Genomic DNA, 23,824 nt, shown 5'->3' on the forward strand with positions numbered 1-23,824 from the left:
CGCACCGTAAACATCTGTAGGAACAGCAAATTGAGTAAAAGCGAACCAATCGAAGTCCGCCAATCATTGCTGGATGCGTTGCAGATTGATTTGATTGGCCCGTCGGGGGCACTCGGTGATCATCGCGAGGTTTTGCCGCAGGCTCCGTCGCGTTGGTACCTGACCGGGTTTCTGGTTCCAACCGATGCCGATGAAGAACAGCGGTTTGATCCCAATAGCGATGACGACATGGATCAGACTCCGGCGGTCGCCGGAGTGGATGAGAATGAGGAACCGGAGAAGTCGGCGGCGCGGCGGTCGTATTTGCCCAGCAGCCTGGGATTGAGTGTTCTGGTGCCGGCCGAGACGCAGGAACTGCAAGCGATCGTTCGCTTCGGCGAATACCTGCGTGTCGAACAGGAAGAGGGCAGCAAGCAGGGTGCTCCAGTTCAGTGGCGACGTAACCCGCACGAAGAGATCGTCTCGGTGGCACTCGGCAAGAAGGTGCCCGCTCAGGGCGTGGTGGAAGTGCCAGGTAGCCGCGGTGTTGAAATCGTCTGGTCGTTGCGTGGCGTGCCCGATGGTGAAGTCGATGGTGGTTTGCCGAAAGGTACGCGAAGCTTGTCGATGTTCGTGGTCAATCGACGCAAGTCGTCGCCGGACGAAGTGCGCGACGAAGGGTTTATCTTCCAAGTCGAGCTGGAGGTGCAAAGCGATCTGTCGTTCATTGCGAGGCCGAACCTGCGGAGCCTCGAAAGTGACGACTGGGATGAACGGGTTTCGGATTTGCAGTATCGCGATTCATTCGAGTTTTCAGTGGGGCATAGTGTGGCGACCGAATCGGTGGTCGAGGATGGACACTGCAAAACTGTCCGCACCTGTCATCTACCGACCGCAGAAGTTGAAAAGGTGGCTCCGTCAAAGATTGACGGTGTGACACTGAACATGGAAACGCTGGCGTTCGTTCGCGATGGCGATGACGCGATGGAACAGTTGGGGGGATTCGCCAGCAGCTATCGCGACTGGATCGCGAAGCAAACGTCCGGGCTCGGCGGACTCTCGCAGCGACGCACGGACACCGCAAAGGAGTTGCTGCACCGTGCCGATTTGGCCGCCGGCCGCATTCAAGCGGGGATCGAATTGTTGGCCGACCCGGATTGCCTGGAGGCGTTTCGCATCGCCAACAAGACGATGGCGGCTCAAGGGCGACGCCGGCTGGCGTTGCAGTTGGGAAAGGCTCCCGAAGAGATCACGCCGGCGTGGCGACCGTTCCAGTTGGCATTCATTTTGATGAACTTGAAGGGCATCGCAGAGCCGACCAGTCACGACCGCGACTTGGTCGACTTGCTGTTCTTTCCGACCGGTGGTGGTAAGACGGAAGCCTATCTCGGGCTGGCCGCGTTCACGTTGGTGCTGCGCCGACTCCGTAATCCTGGGCTGACATCGTCGGGGCTGAGCGTGTTGATGCGATACACACTTCGGTTGTTGACTTTGGATCAACTTGGCCGAGCCGCGGCGTTGGTTTGTGCGTTGGAATTGGAGCGGCAGAAGGATGTTGAACAGTTGGGCGAGTGGCCGTTTGAGATCGGTTTGTGGGTGGGCCGCGCGGCGACGCCTAACCGGATGGGCCGCAAGGGCGAGAGCGACCGCGAGTCTGCACGAGCGAAAACGATCGCGTTCAAGAACGATGATCGCAAGCCTTCGCCGATTCCGTTGGAAGAGTGTCCTTGGTGCGGGACCAAGTTCCGATCCAATTCTTTTCAGTTGGTTCCGAACACGGACAATCCGACCGATTTGCGTGTGACGTGCGCGAATCGCCGGTGCGAGTTTTCTCGCGGCAACCCGCTGCCGGTTCTTTCGGTCGACGAACCGATCTATCGTCGCCTGCCGTGCTTCCTGATCGCGACGGTCGACAAATTCGCCGCGATGCCGTGGACGGGCGAGGTCGGTGGCTTCTTTGGCAAGGTGAACCGTGTCGACAGCGAAGGTTTCTACGGACCCTGCGATACCGGTTCGGGACGTCCTTTGCCGGTTGATCGTTTGCCGCCACCCGACCTTGTGATTCAGGACGAATTGCACCTGATATCCGGACCGTTGGGCACGATGGTTGGGTTGTATGAAACGGCATTGGATGAGTTGTCGACAATTCAAGTCGATGGCCAGGACGTCCGGCCGAAGATCATCGCTTCGACGGCGACGGTGCGCCGGGCACTCAGTCAGATCCGTTCGTTGTTCAATCGACCCGACGTGGATGTGTTCCCGCCGCCGGGACCGGACATACGCGATTCGTTTTTTGCTCGAACTCACTCGACGGCGGAAAGTAACGCACGAGAGTACGTCGGCATCGCGGCCCAAGGGCGCAGTCCGAAAGTGATCATGTTGCGGCTGTACCTCGCACTGCTCGCTGCCTCACAGAAGGCGTATCACGAACATGGCGGCGCTAAAGCCGATCCCAATCCCGCTGATCCCTACATGACTCTGCTCGGGTACTTCAACAGTCTGCGAGAACTCGGTGGTGCTCGTCGGTTGATTGAAGACGAAGTGCGAACACAGTTGACTGGTCGAGGTAGCCGAAAACGTATCGGTGAAATGGAGGGATTGTTCAAGGATCGCACGATCGCGTACGAGCCGGTGGAACTGACCAGCCGAGTGAGCACGGACAAGGTTTCCGAAGCGAAGCGACGATTGGAGCAAGCGTTCAAAGAGAAAGACCGCGTCGACGTGGCGATCGCGACGAACATGATATCGGTCGGTTTGGACATCACGCGTCTGGGCTTGATGGTTTGCTTTGGGCAACCAAAGACGAGCAGCGAGTACATCCAAGCGACCAGCCGCGTTGGTCGTGATGACAAGCGTCCCGGTCTGGTGATCACTATTCTGAATATTCACCGACCGCGTGACCGATCACATTACGAACGCTTTGCTGCGTTCCATGAATCGTTTTATCGAAGTGTGGAAGCGACCAGCGTAACACCGTTCTCGCCGCGAACACTCGACCGCGGCTTGGCTGGTACGTTCATCGCGCTGGCACGTCACGGACACTTGCCGATGACGCCACCGCGTGGTGCGACGGAAATCTTGCGTGAGATGCCGAGCCTGCAGTTTGCGGTCGAGCAACTCGCTGACCGGGCGTTGGAGACGCACCACGATTCCTCTTCGCCGGACGCGGTTGAGCTTCGACAAAAGGTTCTCGATCGCTGCAAGGATCTGCTGGATACATGGAGCACGATTGCAAAAGAACTGCACGACACAGGCGGTGCCTTGCAGTACCAAACCGAAACCGGCAGTGCCCAACGTTTGCTCTACGAATTTCTGAACCCGGAACTGAAGATGCTGCCGAAACGTCACGACAAGTTTCGAGCCAATCGTTCGATGCGAGATGTTGAGCCGAGTGTCAATCTGTGGCTGAAAACCATCGACGGGATCGAAATCGACGTGGAGGACGCATGATGCAAGTCAGACAATACAAGCCCGAAGCGCAAGCGAGTGACAATGTATCGAATCCGATCGCGTGCAGGTTAGGCAGGCCGATGAGACTCCTCGCTTGCGCGTCGGGCTTGTATGGGGATGCCCTCGTTCGGTCCCTCGCTTGCGCGTCGGGCTTGTATGGGAGTAAGCAATGAGCAAGAAACCTGGAGCACGTCCCCACGGACAAATTCGACAAAGCCAATTGATCACCTCGTTTGGTCCCGGCTCGATGATGGACCTTCCAAATCACTCGGTTCTCGTCGGCGGCCTGGATTTCTGGTCGGCGAGTGGCGATGAAGTGGTCGAACCGCGATTGGTGGAGAAATTGAAGCAGCTTTTTGATCCGCCACTCCAGGTGCTGAAGCTTTTCAGTCCGCCACCGGACAACGATGACCCGACTGCTCCGCAAACTGGAATCACGGCATGGCAGTTTCCTGAATGGTTCATCACACAGGATGTTGATCGCGACGCGAGCTTCGGCGTCGTGCGAGCTCGCATGTTGGTGCATCGCAAAAGACTGACCAAGGGCAAGTTCATCGACGACAACAAGAAGAAACGCAGCGTCGTGCCGGTCCGCTTCGTTCGAGCGTGTCGCAGTGGCCATATCGGAGACATCGACTGGTACAACTTCGTACATGGTGGAAAAACTGAGTGTCGGCGACAACTTTGGATCGAAGAACGCGGCACGAGTGGCGACTTGGCGGAGGTTTACGTTCGGTGTGAATGCGGCAATGCCGAACGCAGCATGGCACTTGCGATCGAACAACCCGAAACGATGCTTCGTTGCGATGGAAGCCGTCCTTGGCTTGGAGCGTACGCCAACGAGAAATGCGGTGAGCCGAACAGGCTGTTGATCCGAACGGCAAGCAATGCTTACTTCACTCAATTGATGAGCGTGATTTCACTGCCCGATCGGAATGTCGAGCTTCGTGAAGCAGTCGAGTTGGTTTGGGATTTCATCGGTGAGGCGGAAGACGTCGGCGAACTGAAATACGAACGCAAGAAAGCCAAGGTCAATGCGGCTCTCGACGGCTACGACAACGAAGAAGTGTTTGCCGAAGTGAAGATGCGTCGCGGTCAGTCGGCTGGGCCGCCGAAGACGATCAAGCAAGCGGAGATGGAAACGCTGATCGCCAGCAAAGATGAGCTTGGCGATGACAAGCCGGACGGAAACTTCTTTGCCAGGACTCTGCCGAAGGAGGTTTGGGACAAACCCTGGATGCGGTCGATCGAACGAATCGTGCTGGTGCATCGACTCCGCGAAGTCATGGCTCAGGTTGGCTTCACACGTTTTGAGGCGGTCTCACCGGACATCGACGGTGAGCTCGAGATGGGCGTTCGGCGGGCTTCGCTCGCTCGCGAAATCACGTGGTTACCGGCCGTCGAAAACCGTGGCGAAGGAATCTTCATTCAATTCAAAAAAGAAGAGGTGGAGAACTGGGCTACCCGGCCTGAGGTTCAGGCCCGTGGGATACGTTTGCTCGGTGGCTATGAAGCTTGGAAAGCCGAGCGAAGTGGTGCAACCAAGAAGTTTGTGGAGGAGGGCGGATTGCTTCCCTACGTCTTGTTTCATTCCTTCGCCCACATGCTGATCACATCGGTCTCGCTCGAATGCGGTTATCCCGCCAGTTCGATTCGCGAACGGATCTACACGATCCCCGACATCGGTTACGGCGTGCTGCTTTACACCGGAACCTCGGACGCTGAAGGTACGCTTGGCGGATTGATTCAGGTGGGCCGTCGAATCCACGAGCACATTCGGGGCGCTCTTGAGATGGGTGAGTTGTGTTCAAACGATCCGGTTTGTGCACAGCATGAACCCGCCAATCAGCACGAACGGCGATTCCTTCATGGGGCAGCTTGCCATGGATGCTTGCTGATTTCCGAGACATCGTGCGAGCAGCACAATGAGTTTCTCGATCGGGCACTGGTCGTTCCGACGGTTGACAACTTGGGCATCGAGTTCTTTTCATGAATACAAGCCCGAAGCGCAAGCGAGTGTCACTTTTCAGGAACACAAGCCCGAGGCGCAAGCGAGTGTTACGCTGCGTCTGTTCGTTTCACTCGCTTGCAATCATGCTGATTCACTCGCTTGCGCTTCGGGCTTGTAGATAATGCACAACGTCTTTTCTCAGCTCAGTGATAACTCTCTCAAAGCGATTGCGAGTGGACTTCAATCGGGCCGTGTTACGTTGCCAGGATCTGCGCTGCAAATAGGCCGACTTGTTTCTCGTGACCTGTGTGATGCTGTCGTCCAAGAGTTGGCTGCACTTTCAAGTCTGAACTTCACTTCCGATCAGGTGGCCGTACTGCTGGAAAGGCTTTTGTCAGACCGACAATCGCACCGCGACAAGCGATCAAGTGAAATCGACTTGGTGACTTCAGGCCCAGCAGCACCCGGAATCACCAACCGCGACACTTCCGTGGTAGTTCGAGAAATGTTCGCACACGCCGAGCGGTCAGTCACCGTTGTCGGATACGCGGTCTATCAAGGCCAAATGGTTTTTGAAGCCCTCGCAAAACGCATGGACAAAGTCCCAGAACTCGAAGTGGAGTTCTTCCTCAACATTTCACGTCCAGATCGCGACACCACCAAGTCCGACATCTTGGTCTCGCGCTTTATCGAGCGTTTCAAGACAACTCAATGGCCCAGCGGAAGTCGTTTGCCATCCGTCTACTACGATCCTCGATCCGTTGCCGATGAAGGGCGAGTTCGCTCTTCGCTACACGCCAAATGCGTCATCGTTGACAAGCGTCACGTCTTCATCTCCTCCGCCAACTTCACCGAAGCCGGACAACAGAGAAACATCGAAGTTGGGTTGCATCTCAACTCGGAACATCTCGCAAACAAGACGTCGCTGCATTTCAAAAAAATGCTTGAAGCCGATCTTTTCCGCCGTGCGTTGTGAGTTCTCGGAATTAAACGGCCTGCGTTTTTAGTTGGAATCGCCGGTTCAAAAACCAGAACATATCGAAATTGGAATGACGCTTCGTTCGATCACCGAATGCGATCGACGTAACGGAACGGCAGCGGTCTGTGATGTCTTGAATCTCGGTGGCGAACGGAGCATCGCCGCTTGATGACTGCTGGGGTGCTCTCGTAAGTGTTGGGTTGGGTTCGTTGGCGTTGGGTCGGCGGCTTGATCTTGGCTTTGCGAGGGAGTTTGTCTCGTGGTTGATGAATATGGTTTGAATTTGGATTCTTTGCCGTCGGTGGAGTCGGTGGAGTCGGTGGGGACTCGGGCGGTGGCTTACTTTCGGTCTTCGTTGGATGACGAGGGAAGGTCCGTTGAAGTGCAACGTGATTTTGTTCGGCGGTGGGCGGCGGCGAATGGGGTGCGGATTGTTCGGGAGTTTTGTGACTCGGGGCCGGCGACGGCGGAGGATCGGCCGGGGTTGGGTGAGTTGATGAAGGAGTGGATTGCTCGGCGGGATGATTTTGAGGCGGTGATTTGTTTTGATCGGACTCGGTTGGGGCGTTTGGTCGACGATGGGGGTGCGGAGCTTGCTGCGGTTTGCGAAGAGAATGGGAAGACGATGTTGTTGATTGATTAGGCGTGATTGTTGGTTTTGTGAACTTTGATTCTCGTCGATGGGGTGGCCGTCGGCGAGAATTTTTTGTTGGGGTTTGTTGGTTGGTTTCGCATCGTGTGACAAAGTCTCGGGAATCTTGGCGACAGGTGTGACTTAGCCGCTTGAGGCATGTGGGGGTGCTCTCGTAACTGTCTTGTCGGTGTCGCGAACGTTGGGTTCGCGGCCACGACTTGGATAGATGCGAAAGGACTTTGACGTGAATCATTGGTGGGAAATTGAAATCCCGGATGCGGACGCTCCGCCTCTGGTGCGGGCGGTGGCGTACTACCGGCACTCGGCCCAGGACCGGCAAGAAAACTCCATCCCGATTCAGCAGGATCAGGTGCGGGCTTGGGCTCGCGAACATGGGGTCGAGATCATTCGCGAGTTTTGTGATGCGGGGCGGTCGGGGTTGAACTCCGAAGGCCGGCCTGCGTTCACGGAGATGCCAGCCGTCGCAGACAAAACAACCGAGTGGATCGCCGCGGAACGATTTTGAGTACGTGTTGTGCCTGGACGTTTCGCGGTGGGGCCGATTTCAAGACATCGACTTGTCGGCCCAGTTCTCGGCGATTTGCAAGAAGAACAAGAAGCAGGTCATCTACACGACGATCGGCAAGCCGAAAGAGAACGATCCGCTGTATCCGGTCTACGTTCAGTTCGAGCGTTTTCGGGCGGCTCAGTACAGTCGCGAATTGAGCGATAAGGTTTGGCGTGGGTGCGTGAAGATCGCCGAGCAGGGGTATCTCGCCGGCGGCAAGCCGCCGTATGGGTTGTCACGGTTGTTGCTCGATGAGAAACGGGAACCGTTGCATGTTTTGGAAGCCGGCCAACACAAGGGCATCCAAAACCAACGGGTGACGTTGACCGAAGGGCCCCCGGAACAGGTCGCGGTGGTGCGGCGAATCTTTGAAGAGTTCGTTGAGAAGGGGCACTCGGAGTTCAAGATCGCAGAGGGGCTCAACGACGACGGGATACCGTCGCCGAGCAACGGACGTTGGGGCGCTGGCGGCGTAGTCGCCCGGCTTCGCAACGAGAAATACGCCGGGACGATGGTCTACAACCGGACGTCGGGGAAGCTGAAGACGCCGAGTCTGCCGAACCCGGTTGAGAAATGGGTGCGGACGACGGACGCGTTCTCGGGGATCATTGAGTTTGATCTCTTTCTTCGGGCGCAGGAAATCTTCGAGAAACGCAAACAGCGGTACGACCCGGATTACATGTTGCGGGTGCTCGACGAGCTTTATCGGTCGCGTGGCATGGTGCGGCCGGGGCTGTTGCGATTGGATGACGAGCTGCCTTCGTCAGGGGCGTATTCGCGGCAGTTCGGATCGCTCGACCAAGCCTTCCAGAATCTGTTCGATGGCGAACGCGGGAAGGCTCGCGAGAACGTTCACGAACAGATCCGCGGGCACATTCCCGAGGTGACCGCTTACTCGGACTTCTTGGTGCTCGACCAGAAGCTGACCGTTTCGATCCAACCGGCGGTTCCGATTCCGCACGGCTACGAATCTTACTGGCCGATCCGCCGCGACCCTCGGCCGGTCATCGACATGACGCTCGGCGTGCTGCTGTCCGAGCCCGCCGACTTCAACATCCTCGGCTTCATCGCTCTGCCTCGGTTCGGATCGGATTCCAAACCGATTCGCTTCACCAGTTCATCGGTCCGCACCGAACTTTTCGGCCGGACCGATTTGCAGTTTCTTCAACAACTTCTTTAACGGAGACACACAACCATGGAACCACTCAACAACATTTGCCCGATCGCCAATCGACGGTACGAGGACGGGCCGATCGACAAGGTGAAGGTGATCAATTCGCGGAACCGCGACCAAGAACAATTCGACATGAACGTCGAAAGCATCGAGGGCGTCGGATTGATGAAACCGATCCGCGTCAACGACAAGTTTCTCGAATCGACCGGCAAGTACGAATTGATCTGCGGCGAGGGCCGGTTGCTGGCCCACAAACAACTCGGCAAGACGCATGTGTCGGCCGAGGTGGTGACCTGCACTCGGAAGGAGGCACTGCTGCAATCGCTGATCGAGAACATCGCTCGGACCAAACCCGGAAGCATGGATTTTGCGAGGGAAACTACTCTTCTTCCGACATCGACCTTCGCAATTCAGCCAAAATAGTCGGACCGAACATTTTGATTCGCTTAGCTTCGCGTCTTGCCCACGAACGATCTCCCGTTCGTAGTTTTGATAGCTCGACTGCAACTGCCCTATTTTCACCAACTTTGAGTAGCTGTATGTGTGTTTCGTTAATGTTCACGGCGATCGCTTCTGTCTCGAATTTCCCGGTTGTATCGGTGAATACTCGACGAAGCCGTAGCATGACAGAAATCAGGGCATATTCATTGTGGATTTCCAACAACTCGTTTGTGCTGAATAGCTCAAACAAAGGGACAAGCGATATTTCAAAAAGGGTCTTTCCACCCTTCGATTGATAGGGGAGCGATTTGCCAACAAAAAAGACTCCTTCTAAATTGACATTGGAGATCGGATCAACGCCAAGTTTTGCCTTCAGTTCATTTGCATCAAGGTCAGATCGCACCATCTTGCACATTGCTCCGTCAACTTGGTAGAGCAAACCGCCCTGTTGAATTTGAACGAGCGTCGAATTCGCCCGAAGTCGAACAACATCACCAAAGGTCGCTTTGCTGATCTGACCAATTGGCAAGATTGCTTGAAGCGCCTTGTATGGATCTTCGGTTGAAGTAATCGGGTCTGCTACCACCTTGCTTTCGTTCAAAATCACGAAGAGCTTATCGGATAGCTTTTGTTTCAGCTCAATTAACTGTGATTGAAACACTTCAGGCGATGGTTCAACCGATACCTGCTGTCCGGGTGATGGCTGGCCCCTATTGGGCGAACTTAGAAGCGGAAATTTCGTTAGTTCATTTGTCGATGCGAGCTTGACTGCTTTTAGAATTTCAATACTCGAAATTGCGAAGTTCAGATTTTGGCTTCCGTCGCCACCGAGATAGAAACTGTTCATGCCGACGACCGTTCCGTCAGCTGTGACGAGCGGTCCGCCACTATTTCCTGGAGAGATGGCCGCATCGGTCTGAATCCAGTTTGCGTCTAACTCGCGGTCGATACCTTTAAAGTGATCGCCCATGAAGGAAGTATCACGCAGAGCGCTAACAATTCCTTTTGAAATCGAGAATTCTAATCCTTTTGGATTGCCAAACGCGATCGCAGTTTGGCCCTGCCTCGGCAAAGCCTCCGCCAAATCAATCGAGAGCATCAGTTCTTCGCGTGTCTTTACCCGCAGAATTGCTATATCTCGGTTGACGTCCTTGTAGAGCAATCCCTCGGCCGGAGCAAATACATCACCATTGAATTTGATCAGTACGGTCGCCGCCCCATCAACGACATGCCAATTTGTGACGATCATTTCATCGTTTACGATGAATCCGGTTCCCGAGCCTGAATCTGTCTGTAGAAATACAACTGACTTCCCGACTCTCTCTGCCATTTCGACAAGTGGCTCGCCTCCGCTGATTGGAGGTAACGCAGAGAGGATTAAAAAAACGATTAGGACAGAGGCTTTCAGGTTCATTTTGCCCTCGGCAGTTAGCGCAGCCTGGTCCAGAACTAGTTTAAATCAGGAAAGGCTTGGCGGCAACGCTCCGGCGGCGGGCCATCCGCGTCCGCCGATGGGCAAGCTGTCGGCAGAAGAGGTTGTCGCGACGATTCGAGGCCACTTTGCCGGCGGCGGCGACGCCGTAGAACTTCGGTGAGACGAGATGTTTTATCGGTCGGCGAGGCGTCGCTTTGAATCGTGGCTGAACGCTTGCGAGGCGGCAGGCGTTTCGGTGAAACGTGTGAGACGATGGATGCCAGAGAAGGTGATCCAACCCATTCTCGAACGTCAGGTGGATGGTTTGGATCTGCACAAAACGTGGCGTGAAGACAAGTCGCTGTTTCGCGGAGCTTGTCTGCACTTCGGAGGTTGGCGAAACGCGATGCGAGTTGCCGGCTTTGAGCCGATCAAGGCAGAGCGGTGGAGCAAGCAACGGATCATTGGCCGACTGAGGGCATGGGGCGAACGATCCGGCGAAACGGATCTGGGCACTAGCGACCAGGCTTTGTCTTCCGCCGCCTGCCGGTTCTTCGGAAGCCACGACGCCGCGTTTGAAGCTGCCGGGATTGAGTCACCGGCACGACGCTGGACGAAGGAACGTGTTGTCGCCACCATCCAAGACCGTTTCATCGCCGGCGAAGCGTCCGATCGAATCGGATTTGGCGACGAGAAACTTGCAAGTGCGGCGTACCGGCACTTCGGTTCTTGGCCAGCGGCCGTCGAGGCGGCCGGGTTGATCGACAAGGTGACGTTCAAACCACAGCTTCGGCGATGGAATCAACAACGAGTGATCGCGGAGATTCGAGCTTGGCATGACTCCGGACATCGGCTCGCCGAGGTCAGCCGTAAGTACCAAGCGTTATTTCATGCGGCGCGAACGCACTTTGGCACTTGGAACAAAGCCATCATCGCCGCGGACCTCGAACCGGAACGACGCTTTTACACGAAAGCAGAGATCCTCGACATGATTCGGCAAAGACATGAGGCCGGCGAATCGCTCAGCAGCGGACATCCCGACGTTCGCAACCTCGCGATGCTCACCGTTCGGCATTTCGGAACGTGGCGAAAGGGATTGGCCGCCGCCGGCGTGGTTCAATTCGGACGAAAGAAGGTGGCGTCATGATTCGCGAAGCCATCATCCGCAAGATTGTTGAACGAGACCTCGCCGGCGAGAGTTTGCTCGAAGACGAAGTCCGCTCTGACGACGAACTCTTGCACGCTGCCGCGATCGAAGACTTCGGTTCGTGGGAGACCGCACTGGAATACTCCGGCGTCCGTGCCCGCGACGTTGGCCGCAGTCGCGAGCTAACGCCCGAGCGGACCGCACAACAACTCCGCCGTCTGTGTACGACAGGCTACGACCTGGCGGCCAAGGTGAACCGATCCCGCAACCGACCGCTCTACGAAGCCGCGCTGCGTCACCACGGCACCTGGCGAGCCGCCCTGACCGCTGCCGGCATCAACCTCGCCAACGTCTCCCGCCGCCGGCCGGAAAACTTCGACCGAGAAACAATGATTCTCTGGATCCGGCAACGCGAAGCCGCCGGCCAGTCATTGGTCTACAGCGAAGTGTGCCTCGAAAACCGAGACAAAGCGATGGCGATCCGACGAACGTTTGGAAGTTGGTCCAAAGCGATGGAGGCGGCAAACATTGCCGATTGAATGAGTCTGTGTTGCTCAAGCCAGACGGATTCCTGATCCTCAAACGAAAAATTCTTTTCGGAAAGTTCCCTTTGGTTTCCCAATCGGGATCGGGTCGCGGCATAGGGGTGATGTGGTTGCCGAGGTGGCAATCTTGCGATTCACCGACCTGAGAAGGAAATTCCGATGGCTTTCAAATATCGGCCTGGATTCAGTTGCCCGTCGCTTGCTCCTGATGTGGAGCTCGAAATGATTCGACGTTTGGTTTGGCAGGAGCTAGATCGAAGGGACCAACTGTTGGTTCACTTGCTGATCGCTAGTTTCCATAGCTGGCATGACGTTTACAAACAGATCGTGATCGAAGAACTCAACGCGAGCTACTGCTCGAATCAAGCAACAAAACGAGCCTCAACCGATCCGCCCAACGTCGCCGGGACCGATTGATAGCTTGGCACCTGCGAGGGGGCCGTTGCCCTACAACTCGGACAACATCATCCGTCGCGTCTCACCGGACTGGTTGGCTTGCCAGATTTCGCCGGTGGCGGGGTCGAGGCACGTGAGCCAGCCGTCGGGTTTGTAGGCTCCGGTGTCGATGCAGATCGCGTTGCCGTTGGTGGCGGGTCGGCCGGTGGATTGGATCTTGTGGCCGCAGACCATGGTCTTGCCGGAGACGTGCCGCGGGAAGTTGTCCGAGTAGCCGCCCCAGTGAAGGAGGTAATCGGATTGCTCGGCGATCGGCAGCGACGGATCGAGGCTGGCGTGGACGAAGATGTGGGTTTCGGTCTCGTAGGTCGAGACGAGTTTGTCGAACAGAAACTCCCAGTGCGTCAGCGGGATGTCTTCCAAGCCGGCGACGTCGTCTTCGTCCTCGGCGTATGACTCGAGTGTTTCCCGGCCGCCGAATTTGAACCAACGATGGCGTTCACTCTCGATCCTGCGGCCTTCCATCAGCATGACTTCGTGGTTGCCCTTGAGCGAGACGAGCCGGCCGGCTTTGTTGAACTCGAGTAACCAATCGAGCACGCCACGCGAATCCGGGCCGCGGTCGATGTAGTCGCCCAGCGTCACCAGCACGTCGTCGTCGTCCCGCAGGCCGACAAATTCAACGAGCGTTTGCAGGGCGTCCAGGCAGCCGTGGATGTCGCCGATGGCGAGGTGTCGTGGCATGGGAACTCCCTAAATGAGTGGCAAACGTCGACCGAAATTTTACGCGAGAATCGACATAACCCGAATTGGCGTTGTTTTGTTCGCGTCACTCACCGAGCGGAACCTTGGGGGGTCGTCTCGGGAGAGCGATGCAGACGGGTGTTTACCCGAAACGGCCGAGGGACTGAGAGGTCTGAGAGAACGGGCGAAAACACTCGAAAACGGGGCCGGTCCATTACCCGGCGTGGCGACGGCCGGCGAGAGAATCGCGGTTCTGAGAAACTGGCCGATGGGCAGAAATGCCGTGAAATACTGGGCAAAAAACGAAAAAAGCCGCCGTGGGAGCCACGACGGCTTTTCGTTTACTGGAGGGTCGGAAATTGTTCCAACCAAACAGAGAAGTTGATTGCCGGTCACACTTTTCAAATGCTGGGATTTGAGAGGGGTGGAGAGAGACTTGGGGCGATCATTGGCCGAATTTCTTTGCGGGTGAGAGAGTGGTTTCTTTGAGTTTTGGGCGAAAAGTTTTGTTGGTATGGGAACTGCCGTGGGGCGGATTTGTGATCTTTGAGAGCGGTTGGATTTCGATTGGGACGGTCGTTGCTTATGCGTTTTCGGAGTACGTGGGGAAGCTTGTGTAGCCTTCGGCTCCGGCGGGGGTGTACCAGTCGCTGACTTCGGCGTCGGGGGCGAGGGGGTAGTTGTTTCGGTATCGCTCGACGAGGTCGGGGTTGCTGATGTACGGGCGCCCGATGGCGATCATGTCGGCGTGGCCTTCGTCGACGGCGGTCTCGGCGGTGGACTTGTCGTAGCCGCAGTTGCCAATCAGTGGACCCGAGAAGACTTTGCGGAATTCGGGCAACGTCATTGGTTCGCCGAGTTCGTGGAAGCCGAACGCGAGTCCGTCCATGATGTGTAGGTAGGCGAGGTCGTGTTGGTTGAGTTGGCTCGCGGCATAGGTGAACTGTTCGCGGTAGTCGGGGCTGCCCATGTCGTTGAACGCGCCGTTGGGTGAGAAGCGGACGCCGATGCGGTTGGAATTCCAAACTGTTTTGACTGCCGAGACGACTTCATCGAGTAATCGGTAGCGGTTCTCGATGCTGCCTCCGTAGGCGTCTTCGCGGTGGTTCGTTTTGCTTTGCATGAACGTGTCGAGTAGGTATCCGTTGGCGCTGTGGATCTCGATGCCGTCGAAGCCTGCGTCTTTGCCGCGTTGGGCGGCGAGTCGGTATTGCTCGACGACGCCCGGTAGTTCGCTGGTTTCGAGGGCACGCGGTGTCTCGTGGTCTTCTTTGCCCTTGGGCGTGTGAATGTATTCGGCGTTGATCTTGATGGCGGATGGGGCGACGTGTTTTTCGCCGTTGTGAAAGCTGGGGTGCGATGCTCGACCGCAATGCCACAGTTGCAAGAACACTTTGCTGCCGGCTTGGTGGATCGCTTCGGTGACAAGCTTCCAGCCCTTGACCATCGCGTCGGTGTAGATACCGGGCGATTCGTTCCAGCCATTGGCCTGTGGCGAAATCGTGGTCGCTTCGGTGATGACGAGTCCCGCGCCCGATCGTTGGGCGTAGTACTCCGCCATCATTCCGTTGGGCACACGCTCGACGCCGGCACGCGCTCGCGTCATCGGAGCCAGTGCCACTCGATTGGCCAGCTTCATGCCTTGCATTTCAAACGGTTGATACAGCTTCGATGTGTCACTCATGGTTAGTTCGTTCTCGTGGTGTGGTTTGGTTGGCGGCGTTCGTCGGCCGAAAGTCTATCAAAAGAATTTCTTTCCTCCGATTGGGCTGGGAAACGCGGGGCTTGACGTTTGGAAACGGTGTTGGTCGGAGAGAGAGGTGCGCAGGGAATCGGGCTAACGGGTTATGTGACTAGGGGCGGGTGATGGGTCGCTCGCGTTTGGTTGGCTCGTGGGAGGTGCTTGGTTTGTTGAATCGGATGAAGGGGGAGGCGGTTGCGTTGTCGCCGGATGATCGGCGGCGGGCGGTCGCGGAAGTTTTGTCGCGCGGTGTGGTGCGTTGGCGGAAGTGTTGTTTGATGAACCGGGCGGATGGTGGGGAAGACGCCCCGATAGACGGACCTGTTTCGGAAATCTCTCGCGACTCTTTGGCGGAGCGGCTTGATCCGCGTGCCGCTGGACCGCTCTCTGTGGACGAACGTCGGTGCGTTTGAGAACGCCGACGGTGGATTCCATTCTTCTACAGAGAGATTTGCAAATGAACATGAACAACGCTCGATCAGAGCGGCTCGCGACGCTGTTGGCTCGCGGGCTTTCACGGATTCGTAAGCGAGAGGGTGAAAATTGGGCTGTGGCGAATCGGGTTCTCGATTTGCCAACCGATGCACCGGAGACACGCGAAACGGATGTCTCGGTTCCGTGCCAACAGGAGGATCGCGATGAGTCCTGAATTGGCGGTTGAGATTGGTCGTCTGGAGAAGATGACAGTTGATCAGTTGGTGGCCAAGTATGAGGTGACGTTTGGCGAAGTGTGCCGCAGTCGCCACAAGCGTTACTTGATTCGACGGATTGCTTGGCGGATGCAGGCGAAGGTCGAAGGCGGTTTGTCGGACCGAGCACGGAAGACCGCGAATCGACTGGCGGCAACCTCGGACGCTCGGCAAACACCGCCGCGTGACATGTCGGTGTTTGAGAAACGCCCGAAGCCGAAGTCAACCAAGACGAAAGAACCTGTCGTTGATCCACGGTTGCCGCCGCCGGGGAACTGGATCGAGCGGCAATACAAGGGGCGCATGATCAGCGTCTTGGTGCTCGAACGCGGCTTTGAATTCAGCGGCAAATGGTATCGGTCGCTGTCGGCGATCGCGAACGAAGTCTGTGGCACGAACTACAACGGCTTCGAGTTTTTCAAACTTGGCAAGAAACCACCGAAGGGGAAATCATGAATGAACTATTGACGGAGAAACCAGTGCAAGCACCGGTGATTCGATGTGCCATCTACACTCGCAAGTCGACCGAAGAAGGCCTCGACATGGACTTCAATTCGCTCGACGCTCAACGTGAGTCGGCCGAAGCGTTCATCGCCAGCCAACGTGAACAAGGCTGGACCGTGATTCCAGAACACTTTGATGACGGCGGGTTCTCGGGCGGCAACACCGAACGGCCGGCGCTGAAACGGTTGGTCGATGCGATCGAAGCCGGCCGAGTGGACTGCGTCGTAGTATACAAGGTCGACCGGTTGAGCCGATCGTTGTTGGACTTTTCAAAGATCATGGACACGTTCGATAGCTACGGCGTGTCGTTCGTTTCGGTGACACAGCAATTCAACACGACTCATTCGATGGGCCGGTTGACGCTGAACATCCTGCTGTCGTTCGCGCAGTTTGAACGTGAGATCATAGGCGAACGGATCCGGGACAAGATCGCGGCGCAGCGACGACGCGGAAAATGGTCGGGCGGAACACCGGTGCTTGGGTACGACGTGGACCGCAGCGGGCCGAGTCCGAAGTTGGTGGTCAACGGGGACGAACGCGGGATCGTGCGGCACATCTTTGAGCTCTATCTTGAGAAGCAAGCGTTGATGCCGGTCGCGGAGGAATTGAATCGGCGTGGCTGGCATGGCAAAATTTGGACGACTCGGCGAGGCATTGAAAAAGGTGGCCGGCCGTTTGACAAGTGTTCGGTTCACAAACTGTTGACGAACGTTTTGTATGTCGGCAAGTTGCGGCACAAGGAGAACGTTTACGAAGGCGAACACGACGCGATCGTTGACGAGGAGATGTTTCGCGAGGTCGGTGAGTTGCTTCGCAAGAACGGTCGCGGGCACGGGAACGCGATGCGTGACAAGTACGGTGCGTGCTTGAAGGGACTGATCTATTGTTCGGATTGCCAGAAGGTAATGGTCCATAACAACACGCGACGGGGGTCGAAGGTGTATCGCTACTACACGTGTTTGACGGTGATCAAACGCGGACGGAAACACTGCGAGACGCCGGCGCTTCCTGCGGCGGACATCGAGTCGGAGGTGGTGGACCAGATTCGCTGCATCGCTTCGGACGATGGACTCCGTCGAGAGATCTTGAGCGAATCGTTGACGCGGCAGAAGGCTGAAGTCGAGGAACTGGAGCTGACGAAGGTGCAGCATGGCCGCCAACTGAAACGGGCCGCCGAGGAGATACGGACGATCTCGCTCGACAACGTTGGTTCCATCAGTAGTGACGCGACGGCCCGGCTGGCGGACTTGCACGAGAAGGTTTCGACTTTTGAATATTCGATCGCGGAAACCGAGCGTGCGTTGGTTGCTCATCACGCGAGTGCGGTTAGCGAGGCGGAAGTGATTCGAGCGATGTCGAACTTTGACAACGTTTGGCATTCGTTGAGCAGTCACGAGCAACGAGAGGTGATGGCGTTGTTGATCGAACGGATCGACTTTGACCGGAGCGACGGAACGATCGAGATCAAACTGCACGCGACGGCGATCAAGTCGTTGGCGGAAACTGCGACCGACGACGAAGGCGGTGAATCGCAGTGAAGATCAAAACGAAGCTGAAGATGCGGGTGCCATCGGTTCGCTGCAAAGAAGGTTACACGGACCGTTCGTCGAAGCCGGCGAAGGTGGAACGACCTGGCCGCAAGCCAAAGATCTCTCGCATGGTCGCGTTGGGGATCAAGTTTGATGAGATGCTGCGGCGCGGCGAGGTCGACAATGCGACGGAGCTCGCGCGGCTGAACCACGTCAGCCAGCCACGGATGACTCAAATTTTGTCGATGGCTTTGCTGGCCCCGGACATCCAGGAGACGTTGCTCTGTTTACCGCGCAACGAGCGCGGGAGGGCAAAGATTCACGAGAAGCTGATGCGTCCGATCGCGGCCGAAATTGACTGGGACCGGCAGCGTGAGTTGTGGCGGGCGTTGGTCGATCGGCTGCAGATCGACCTGCCGGCGGCGGGCCAGCCGGCGGACGATTCCGAGGATGCGTAGTGGCCGATTGGGAGTGCACCTGACGGTTTGTAGGTTTACGCTGCGAGGTAGGCACGGCAGCCGATGGCGGTTTTTTGGGTTTGTTGCCAATAGTTCTCCATGGGCTTGCTGTCGCTGATGTAGGCAGCTCGCAGGCCCAAGACAGCTTCTCCTCCAGCGGTCGACCAGAACTTTTCGCTTCCTTTGACTCGGCGATTGACCTGTTTGACCGTCGATTCCATGATCGAGCTCGTCAGCGGGTAGCCACGCTGGCGGTATTCGGGATAGTTCATCCGGCCACGATGGTTGCGATAGTAAATTCGCGATCGACGAACGATCTCACGAGCATCTGTGTCGCTCGCGTCGCCAGGAGGATCGCCAAGTTCCTTCTGGTGCTGAGCCAATTCCGCGATCACTTCGTCGACCTTTCCCTGCCAAATCAACGTGGCGAAACGACGATAACATTCCCACGATTGTGACTGTTCGCTGTAAATCGCTCGGGCTGCTGCCAAGCTGTACGACAACGCATGCATGATGTCCAACACGCTGGTGAAGTTGCCGAACCACTGCTGCTGCATATCTTCGATCGCCGAAGAACCATCCGAGACAAAGACTCTTTCGGTCGCCTTGAAGAAGCCGGCATACCAAGCCGAACTTGCTACCATTGGCCCAAACTCTTTCCAGGTTTTACCGCTGGCAACAACGTCTTTACTGAGCAGTTCGGGCCGCTGCCAAGGAGGATCCTTCGGGACATCGCCGCGTTGACTTTTGGGGTTTTCGCCAGCGACGCTGCCCATATCGGCAAGCTTTTTAGCGATGCAAACGTCTTGCAAGAAGTCAGGTAAGTCGGCGTCGGGATCTTCTTGGTGAGACTTGGTTTTCATCGACAGCAGGATCGCCATTCGACTTTCTTTCCAGAAGCTGCCCGACTCGGGTTTCTCGCCACCGCGGTCGAATCGTTGGTACCGGCCGCCATCGCTCATCACCACCGCCAGTTCAGGTGCTTCTTTGTCAGCAGGTCCAGAGTCATTCTGATCGGGAATAGATTTCTCGAGGAAGGCATCCTGCAAGATCTTCTCGAGTTCACGACGAGCCTTGCCGTTTCGCAGCGTTGCCAGTCGGATCCGCTCGGTCTTGATGTCCAGTTCTGCCAGTTCTTTTAGATCGTCACTGGCGACCTGGTAACTGGCCTTGTTGGCGCCCGCGTAAACCATCTTGCGTTCGACCTTGGGGCTGACGGTGGCTTCGACGCGAAGGGCCAATTCAGCCAGCCGAGGGAAAAAAAGACCGGCGACATCGCCGGCAATAGTAGCCTTCATTGATCCACTCGACTTCGCCGCGAGCGGATTGAACGATCATCGGTTCGTCGTCCTCAGGGTCGTGCGGCTTGGGCACGGCTTTGCACTTTGGACAGCGAACGGGTTTTTCTTCTGCTGGTAGATCCTTCGCTGACACGTTCAATGCCATCGAGCTGAGCAGATCGGTCAAGGCATTGGTTTCGATCTCCAGCTCGTCGAAGGTCTTGGGCGTGCCATCGTCGTGGTAGCGCCCGCCGTTGATTTCATTTAATTCTTTGGCGAGCTCCAAAGCTCGAGCACGATTCTGGGGTGAAATGGCCATCCTAGCCCTCCTGGTTTACCGACATTCAAAGACAAAACCAAGATTCTGACCGGTTTCCAAATCAAAGGCCATGCCAATTGCAAACCGTCAGGTGCACTCCCTGTCCAGATGAATCCCGCGAACCGGTTGCATGATTTTGGTCTGATCTGCATAATGCCTGATTCCCATGGCGAGCCGTCGGTAATTGACCCGTCGGCCGTACAGTCCGTTCGCCTTATGAACCCACGAGTTTTTTGATGGCACCCCGTCCAATGAGCACGCGTAGTCGTGCCCGCAAACGTAGCCGAGTCCGTAGCCGCACCAAGAAGAAAGATCCGATCTTCGTCGATGGTCATCGCCCCAGGCCGATGTATGTGGATTACAAAGACATCGAGCTGCTAAAGAAAATGATCAATCGCCAGGGACGCATTGTTGGACGTCGCAAAAGCGGTTGCACCGCTGCGAGTCAGCACGCGGTCAGTGCCGCTGTCAAACGAGCCCGCTTCATGGCTCTGCTTCCTTACGTTGGCGAATAGTCAGCCTTGTTTTCGACCACCCGCCGTGTTGAGTTCCGCGATACCGATGCGGCGGGGATCGTGCATTTTTCAGCGTTCTTTCCAATGATGGAATCCGCTGAGCACGAAATGCTTCGTTCGCTCGGCATCGCTGTGATGCCGCCCCGTCATGCTGAACCGCGACATTCACAGTCGCAAGATGATCCGAACACCGAAAACAATTCGGTCGTCACGTGGCCGCGAGTATCGGCGAAGTGCGATTATCTTAGCGCCGCTCGCTTTGAAGATGTGTTGACGATCGATGTTTCGATTTCAAAGCTTGGTACGTCCAGCGTCACCTATTCCTTTCGCTTTCATCGGTCCGACCAAAACCGGGACAACCAAAGCAAAGAACAAGTGATCGCGGTCGGCACAATCGTGGCGGTCTGTTGCCAGCTCGATGATTCCGGGCTGACAAAAATTCCGCTATCGGACGCTCATCGAGAAAAGTTGAAAGCTCACGCTGTCCCCGCAAACGCATGAATCCCAACCGCTTTTTCGTTTACGGAACGCTGTGCCGTGGAAATTGCCGCTCGAAAATGTGGCCGCATTCACCCGTATCGATTCAGTCAGCTTGGGTGGCGGGTTCGCTGTACGACGGACCGGGGTATCCGGCGATGCGTCAGGGTGACGAAAAGGTCCAAGGCGAAGTTTGGACGTTTCGCGACGAACATGTGCCGGAAGTCACGCGGGTGCTCGACGGCATCGAAGGCACCAACCAACCCGGCGTACCGAATCTGTACGACCGAATTGTGATTGAAACGTTCAAAGTCGCCTTTCGCTCCGCGAAAGATGCGTCAGCCGCTACTTTCCCAAAGCGAGAGGCGACGATCGTTGACTTATCCAATCAGTCTCTCGGAACCGCTTGGACCTATCACTACGCCACCGATCCGACGTTGCACGGGTTCACTCGAATCAAGCCGACTGACGACGCGGGAATGGTTTACTGGTTAGAACGCTCGGCTTGAGCCCGTTGTCTTTCGACAAACTCACGAGCCTCTTTTTCCAGATCAACATAGACAGGTTCGGGCAGCTCTTTCGGACGGCGAACCACGGTCGCTTCGATAATGTAATCGGATGGCAACATGACTTCGCCCTTCTTTTTCTCCTTCGACGGATCCACGCGTCTAAGCGCGGCGATCGTATTCATTCCTTCGATGACTCGGCCGAACACGGTTTGCTCTTTCTCAATGCCGACGATCGGTACCATCAAAATCGCAAATTGACTGCTCGCCGAATTCGGAACAAAATCCATGGATTCAGGTGACTTGGGGATCTTGGCCATCACGATCGAACCACGGAATCCATGACGAGCACCGGGACGATCATGCTCATCGACCAAGAACTTGCCGCTGTGTCCGTCGCCCAAACCGGACGGATCGCCACTGAGTGCCAGCAGATCATCGATCACTTGATGAAAGTCCAGGCCGTCGTAGAAGCCCTCTTCGACAAGATTGATGAAGTTGGCGACCGCTGACGGTGCTTGGTCTAAGAACAACTCCAGCACGATATCGCCTTCGCTGGTGTGGAGCTTAACCCTTGGCAGGTCATCCGCTTCAGCGTCTTTCCTAAGCCTTTCTTGCTCTTCCAGAAAGTTTTCTTCGAGCTGCTCGAAGCCATACATAAACCGTTTATCAACATCCTCCAGATCCTCTTCAGACATTGCCTCATACAGACGCTTAGCAATTTCAAACTGCCCGCTGACAATTGCCGATCTAGCTGCTGCACGAAACAAGTACAGCAGATTTGCGCCGCTGTCGATCAAACGGGCTGCACCTTCGGCCGTTTCGTAATTGTAGATCCCGCGCTTTAGGCGGTATTTGATCATCGTCACCAAATACTGCGCGGCGTCTTGCGATGGCGAGATTCGGCTCAGCTCCATTGCGGAATCGTATAGCTCATCCATCGCTTCACGAACTCTCTGCCTAGCCTCACGGTATTTCTCCTGGTCCGCTTTGGAGTTTGCGTCGCCGTTTCGATAGCGAACAAGGCATGAATGCTGATCAGACAAAGCGTCAGCCAACTTCTTGCGACCTGCCTCGAACGCTTCGGTACGGAGTTTTAACTCAGCCCGGTATTCCGGATCCTTTTTCAATTCTTCAAACGATGGGCGTTCTTTCGGCGGCGGCGTCTCGGTGTCGCCATCGCTCGCTGTTGGATCGTCAGGCTCTATTTTTTCCTCAGCTTTTTTCTCTTCAATCGGCAGCTCTTCTTTTGCCGGCGGTGCATCCTGGGCCGCGCAGACGATCGGGACCGCAGCCCAAGGAATCGCAGCCCAAGGAATCGCAATCGCAGCGATGACGATCAAGGATGGCCGTAGGCCAGATGGGACGATCGAGACTGTGGGAACCATAAAAGTACTTTAAAGAGGGCTTCGATCGGAAGTTAAGCGTCGCTGTTCGGTTTATCCTGCTACGTTTGCAACCGAAGATTGGTTTGGTGTCGCCAACCAATCAATGCTGGCTATATTGGTCGCATGAAATCTACCAAGCATATCAAACCAGCGAAATTGCGTATCATCGGCGGCACCATGCGTGGCCGCACCGTGACCTATCACGGCGAAGAGTTTACGCGGCCGATGAAAGACAACATCCGCGAAAACCTTTTCAATATTCTCGGGCGAGCGATCAAGGGAGCGATCGCGTTTGATCTGTTCTCCGGAACCGGCGCGCTCGGGTTCGAATCCATCAGTCGTGGCGCATCATCGGCGGTGCTGGTCGAACAGAATCGAATGGCCGGCCGACAAATTACCAAGACAGCCGAATCGCTAGAAATTCAATCCAAGATTAAGCTGATCCATTCTGACACCTTTCGGGTCGCCGAAACCCTGCTTGGTCCGCCCGCGCAAGACACACCTTGGGTGGTGTTTCTGTGCCCACCATACGTTTTGTGGGAAGAGGAATTGGACAGGCTAAACCAGATCATTCGTGCCGGTCTTTCCAACGCGCCACCGGGCAGCGTGATCATGGCCGAAACCGAAAAGTCATTCGACACGGACCGATTGCCCGCCGGACCTTGGGATTTCCGAAGCTACGGAAAAACGACCCTAGGATTTATCGAACCGGCCAATCGCTGCGGTCTGGTGTTGGACTGATTGACGCGACCAATCCCGTAGCTGATCCCGCCAGGGTTCAGTGAGAGACAGATAGTCACAGGCACAAAAATCGCCAGAGATTTTTGTAGGCCGTAGCGAGTGGAGCGAGTTACGGCATTTGAGCCCCTGCCTGGGCTGCGCAACTGGGATCTGATGGGGCTTTTGTTATTTAGGCCGGATCGCTTCCTATCGAACGTGGCAGGACTTGGCGGCGGAAAGCGGTCAGGGTCGTTCCAAGTTGCTTGTCGACCCAAG

Annotated in this window: 24 protein-coding genes; 18 read left to right on the top strand and 6 right to left on the bottom strand. The window is 56.2% G+C overall.

Annotation, left to right across the window (positions count from 1 at the left end):
* The first annotated feature begins 30 nt into the window (after positions 1–30).
* The 7 genes from drmA (at position 31) to RC85_RS13490 (ending at position 9,158) form a co-directional block, all read left to right on the top strand.
* Positions 31–3,429 (top strand): DISARM system helicase DrmA, encoded by a 3,399-nt coding sequence (gene drmA, locus RC85_RS13460; protein ID WP_068263578.1) that lies wholly within the window; start codon positions 31–33, stop codon positions 3,427–3,429.
* 169 nt (positions 3,430–3,598) lie between these two features.
* Positions 3,599–5,422: a DUF1998 domain-containing protein gene (drmB, locus tag RC85_RS13465; RefSeq protein ID WP_068263580.1), complete on the top strand. Its 1,824-nt coding sequence runs from the start codon at positions 3,599–3,601 to the stop codon at positions 5,420–5,422.
* A gap of 139 nt (positions 5,423–5,561) precedes the next feature.
* Positions 5,562–6,356, top strand: a complete 795-nt coding sequence (gene drmC / locus RC85_RS13470; RefSeq protein WP_068263582.1) for a DISARM system phospholipase D-like protein DrmC — start codon at positions 5,562–5,564, stop codon at positions 6,354–6,356.
* A 262-nt stretch (positions 6,357–6,618) separates the two neighbouring features.
* Complete coding sequence (locus RC85_RS13475; protein WP_068263584.1) at positions 6,619–7,002, top strand: recombinase family protein; 384 nt, start codon at positions 6,619–6,621, stop codon at positions 7,000–7,002.
* A gap of 235 nt (positions 7,003–7,237) precedes the next feature.
* Complete coding sequence (locus RC85_RS13480; protein ID WP_160148053.1) at positions 7,238–7,519, top strand: recombinase family protein; 282 nt, start codon at positions 7,238–7,240, stop codon at positions 7,517–7,519.
* A gap of 4 nt (positions 7,520–7,523) precedes the next feature.
* Complete coding sequence (locus RC85_RS13485) at positions 7,524–8,741, top strand: recombinase family protein (protein WP_068263587.1); 1,218 nt, start codon at positions 7,524–7,526, stop codon at positions 8,739–8,741.
* Between the two features lie 15 nt (positions 8,742–8,756).
* Positions 8,757–9,158, top strand: a complete 402-nt coding sequence (locus RC85_RS13490) for a ParB N-terminal domain-containing protein (RefSeq protein ID WP_068263589.1) — start codon at positions 8,757–8,759, stop codon at positions 9,156–9,158.
* Here RC85_RS13490 and RC85_RS13495 read toward each other — a convergent pair.
* On the bottom strand, positions 9,115–10,590 hold the full coding sequence (locus tag RC85_RS13495; RefSeq protein ID WP_084422642.1) for a S1C family serine protease: 1,476 nt from the start codon (positions 10,588–10,590) through the stop codon (positions 9,115–9,117). The two genes, RC85_RS13490 and RC85_RS13495, sit on opposite strands and share 44 nt — an antisense overlap.
* 187 nt (positions 10,591–10,777) lie before the next feature.
* On the opposite strand from RC85_RS13495, the gene RC85_RS13500 reads away from it, so the two are divergent.
* The 3 genes from RC85_RS13500 to RC85_RS13510 all read left to right on the top strand — a co-directional run bounded on the left by RC85_RS13500 (position 10,778) and on the right by RC85_RS13510 (position 12,699).
* Positions 10,778–11,737: a hypothetical protein gene (locus RC85_RS13500; RefSeq protein WP_238383132.1), complete on the top strand. Its 960-nt coding sequence runs from the start codon at positions 10,778–10,780 to the stop codon at positions 11,735–11,737.
* Positions 11,734–12,276, top strand: coding sequence for a hypothetical protein (locus RC85_RS13505; RefSeq protein WP_068263599.1), 543 nt, complete (start codon positions 11,734–11,736; stop codon positions 12,274–12,276). The genes RC85_RS13500 and RC85_RS13505 overlap by 4 nt, the downstream gene beginning before the upstream one ends.
* Positions 12,277–12,441: 165 nt before the next feature.
* Complete coding sequence (locus tag RC85_RS13510; protein ID WP_068263602.1) at positions 12,442–12,699, top strand: hypothetical protein; 258 nt, start codon at positions 12,442–12,444, stop codon at positions 12,697–12,699.
* Positions 12,700–12,729: 30 nt separating this feature from the next.
* On the opposite strand, the gene RC85_RS13515 is transcribed toward RC85_RS13510, so the two are convergent.
* Both RC85_RS13515 and RC85_RS13525 read right to left on the bottom strand, forming a co-directional pair.
* The gene (locus RC85_RS13515) at positions 12,730–13,422 is read right to left on the bottom strand and encodes a metallophosphoesterase family protein (protein ID WP_068263605.1); all 693 of its coding nucleotides are present in this window, start codon (positions 13,420–13,422) and stop codon (positions 12,730–12,732) included.
* Between the two features lie 583 nt (positions 13,423–14,005).
* Entirely contained in the window at positions 14,006–15,106 is a 1,101-nt protein-coding gene (locus tag RC85_RS13525) for an alkene reductase (protein WP_068263609.1), read from the bottom strand.
* 514 nt (positions 15,107–15,620) lie between these two features.
* On the opposite strand from RC85_RS13525, the gene RC85_RS13535 reads away from it, so the two are divergent.
* Genes RC85_RS13535 through RC85_RS13550 form a run of 4 tightly spaced genes read left to right on the top strand, consistent with a single transcriptional unit; the run spans position 15,621 to position 18,343 of the window.
* Positions 15,621–15,812, top strand: a complete 192-nt coding sequence (locus tag RC85_RS13535; RefSeq protein WP_149752560.1) for a hypothetical protein — start codon at positions 15,621–15,623, stop codon at positions 15,810–15,812.
* A complete protein-coding gene (locus tag RC85_RS13540) occupies positions 15,802–16,308 on the top strand; it encodes a DUF2924 domain-containing protein (protein ID WP_068263615.1) in 507 nt (168 codons plus the stop codon). The genes RC85_RS13535 and RC85_RS13540 overlap by 11 nt, the downstream gene beginning before the upstream one ends.
* The gene (locus RC85_RS13545) at positions 16,305–17,894 is read left to right on the top strand and encodes a recombinase family protein (RefSeq protein ID WP_068263616.1); all 1,590 of its coding nucleotides are present in this window, start codon (positions 16,305–16,307) and stop codon (positions 17,892–17,894) included. Before RC85_RS13540 ends, RC85_RS13545 begins: the two co-directional genes overlap by 4 nt.
* Positions 17,891–18,343 carry a hypothetical protein gene (locus RC85_RS13550; RefSeq protein ID WP_068263621.1) on the top strand — a complete coding sequence of 151 codons (453 nt, stop codon included), beginning with the start codon at positions 17,891–17,893 and terminating at the stop codon, positions 18,341–18,343. The genes RC85_RS13545 and RC85_RS13550 overlap by 4 nt, the downstream gene beginning before the upstream one ends.
* Before the next feature lie 35 nt (positions 18,344–18,378).
* Here RC85_RS13550 and RC85_RS13555 read toward each other — a convergent pair whose 3' ends face one another.
* Both RC85_RS13555 and RC85_RS13560 read right to left on the bottom strand, forming a co-directional pair.
* Positions 18,379–19,641 carry a hypothetical protein gene (locus RC85_RS13555; protein ID WP_235033156.1) on the bottom strand — a complete coding sequence of 421 codons (1,263 nt, stop codon included), beginning with the start codon at positions 19,639–19,641 and terminating at the stop codon, positions 18,379–18,381.
* Positions 19,586–19,942 carry a hypothetical protein gene (locus RC85_RS13560; protein WP_068263627.1) on the bottom strand — a complete coding sequence of 119 codons (357 nt, stop codon included), beginning with the start codon at positions 19,940–19,942 and terminating at the stop codon, positions 19,586–19,588. Before RC85_RS13560 ends, RC85_RS13555 begins: the two co-directional genes overlap by 56 nt.
* Positions 19,943–20,193: 251 nt before the next feature.
* On the opposite strand from RC85_RS13560, the gene rpsR reads away from it, so the two are divergent.
* From rpsR to RC85_RS13575, 3 genes are read left to right on the top strand one after another with little or no spacing between them, the layout of a single operon-like run.
* A complete protein-coding gene (rpsR, locus tag RC85_RS28480) occupies positions 20,194–20,457 on the top strand; it encodes a 30S ribosomal protein S18 (RefSeq protein ID WP_068263629.1) in 264 nt (87 codons plus the stop codon).
* 6 nt (positions 20,458–20,463) lie between these two features.
* Positions 20,464–20,958: an acyl-CoA thioesterase gene (locus RC85_RS13570; protein ID WP_149752686.1), complete on the top strand. Its 495-nt coding sequence runs from the start codon at positions 20,464–20,466 to the stop codon at positions 20,956–20,958.
* Positions 20,955–21,443 (top strand): gamma-glutamylcyclotransferase family protein, encoded by a 489-nt coding sequence (locus RC85_RS13575; protein ID WP_068263632.1) that lies wholly within the window; start codon positions 20,955–20,957, stop codon positions 21,441–21,443. Before RC85_RS13570 ends, RC85_RS13575 begins: the two co-directional genes overlap by 4 nt.
* On the opposite strand, the gene RC85_RS13580 is transcribed toward RC85_RS13575, so the two are convergent.
* Positions 21,419–22,828: a peptidylprolyl isomerase gene (locus RC85_RS13580; RefSeq protein ID WP_068263638.1), complete on the bottom strand. Its 1,410-nt coding sequence runs from the start codon at positions 22,826–22,828 to the stop codon at positions 21,419–21,421. The genes RC85_RS13575 and RC85_RS13580 overlap by 25 nt on opposite strands.
* A 123-nt stretch (positions 22,829–22,951) precedes the next feature.
* Here RC85_RS13580 and RC85_RS13585 point away from each other — a divergent pair, with 123 nt between their 5' ends.
* Positions 22,952–23,569, top strand: coding sequence for an RsmD family RNA methyltransferase (locus RC85_RS13585; protein ID WP_084422643.1), 618 nt, complete (start codon positions 22,952–22,954; stop codon positions 23,567–23,569).
* Positions 23,570–23,824 lie beyond the last annotated feature (255 nt).

The organism is Rubripirellula obstinata (assembly GCF_001642955.1).
GTDB classification, from domain to species: Bacteria; Planctomycetota; Planctomycetia; order Pirellulales; family Pirellulaceae; genus Rubripirellula; species Rubripirellula obstinata.

Bases quoted from the DNA above. Each gene is read 5' to 3' on its own strand.
- RC85_RS13575 (WP_068263632.1), top strand. From the start codon at position 20,955: ATGAATCCCAACCGCTTTTTCGTTTACGGAACGCTGTGCCGTGGAAAT.
- drmB (WP_068263580.1), top strand. From the start codon at position 3,599: ATGAGCAAGAAACCTGGAGCACGTCCCCACGGACAAATTCGACAAAGC.
- RC85_RS13545 (WP_068263616.1), top strand. From the start codon at position 16,305: ATGAATGAACTATTGACGGAGAAACCAGTGCAAGCACCGGTGATTCGA.
- RC85_RS13510 (WP_068263602.1), top strand. From the start codon at position 12,442: ATGGCTTTCAAATATCGGCCTGGATTCAGTTGCCCGTCGCTTGCTCCT.
- RC85_RS13535 (WP_149752560.1), top strand. From the start codon at position 15,621: ATGAACATGAACAACGCTCGATCAGAGCGGCTCGCGACGCTGTTGGCT.
- RC85_RS13490 (WP_068263589.1), top strand. From the start codon at position 8,757: ATGGAACCACTCAACAACATTTGCCCGATCGCCAATCGACGGTACGAG.
- RC85_RS13580 (WP_068263638.1), bottom strand. From the start codon at position 22,828: ATGGTTCCCACAGTCTCGATCGTCCCATCTGGCCTACGGCCATCCTTG.
- RC85_RS13505 (WP_068263599.1), top strand. From the start codon at position 11,734: ATGATTCGCGAAGCCATCATCCGCAAGATTGTTGAACGAGACCTCGCC.
- RC85_RS13540 (WP_068263615.1), top strand. From the start codon at position 15,802: ATGAGTCCTGAATTGGCGGTTGAGATTGGTCGTCTGGAGAAGATGACA.
- RC85_RS13515 (WP_068263605.1), bottom strand. From the start codon at position 13,422: ATGCCACGACACCTCGCCATCGGCGACATCCACGGCTGCCTGGACGCC.
- rpsR (WP_068263629.1), top strand. From the start codon at position 20,194: ATGAGCACGCGTAGTCGTGCCCGCAAACGTAGCCGAGTCCGTAGCCGC.
- RC85_RS13495 (WP_084422642.1), bottom strand. From the start codon at position 10,590: ATGAACCTGAAAGCCTCTGTCCTAATCGTTTTTTTAATCCTCTCTGCG.
- RC85_RS13500 (WP_238383132.1), top strand. From the start codon at position 10,778: ATGTTTTATCGGTCGGCGAGGCGTCGCTTTGAATCGTGGCTGAACGCT.
- RC85_RS13525 (WP_068263609.1), bottom strand. From the start codon at position 15,106: ATGAGTGACACATCGAAGCTGTATCAACCGTTTGAAATGCAAGGCATG.
- RC85_RS13560 (WP_068263627.1), bottom strand. From the start codon at position 19,942: ATGGCCATTTCACCCCAGAATCGTGCTCGAGCTTTGGAGCTCGCCAAA.
- RC85_RS13555 (WP_235033156.1), bottom strand. From the start codon at position 19,641: ATGAAGGCTACTATTGCCGGCGATGTCGCCGGTCTTTTTTTCCCTCGG.
- RC85_RS13585 (WP_084422643.1), top strand. From the start codon at position 22,952: ATGAAATCTACCAAGCATATCAAACCAGCGAAATTGCGTATCATCGGC.
- drmC (WP_068263582.1), top strand. From the start codon at position 5,562: ATGCACAACGTCTTTTCTCAGCTCAGTGATAACTCTCTCAAAGCGATT.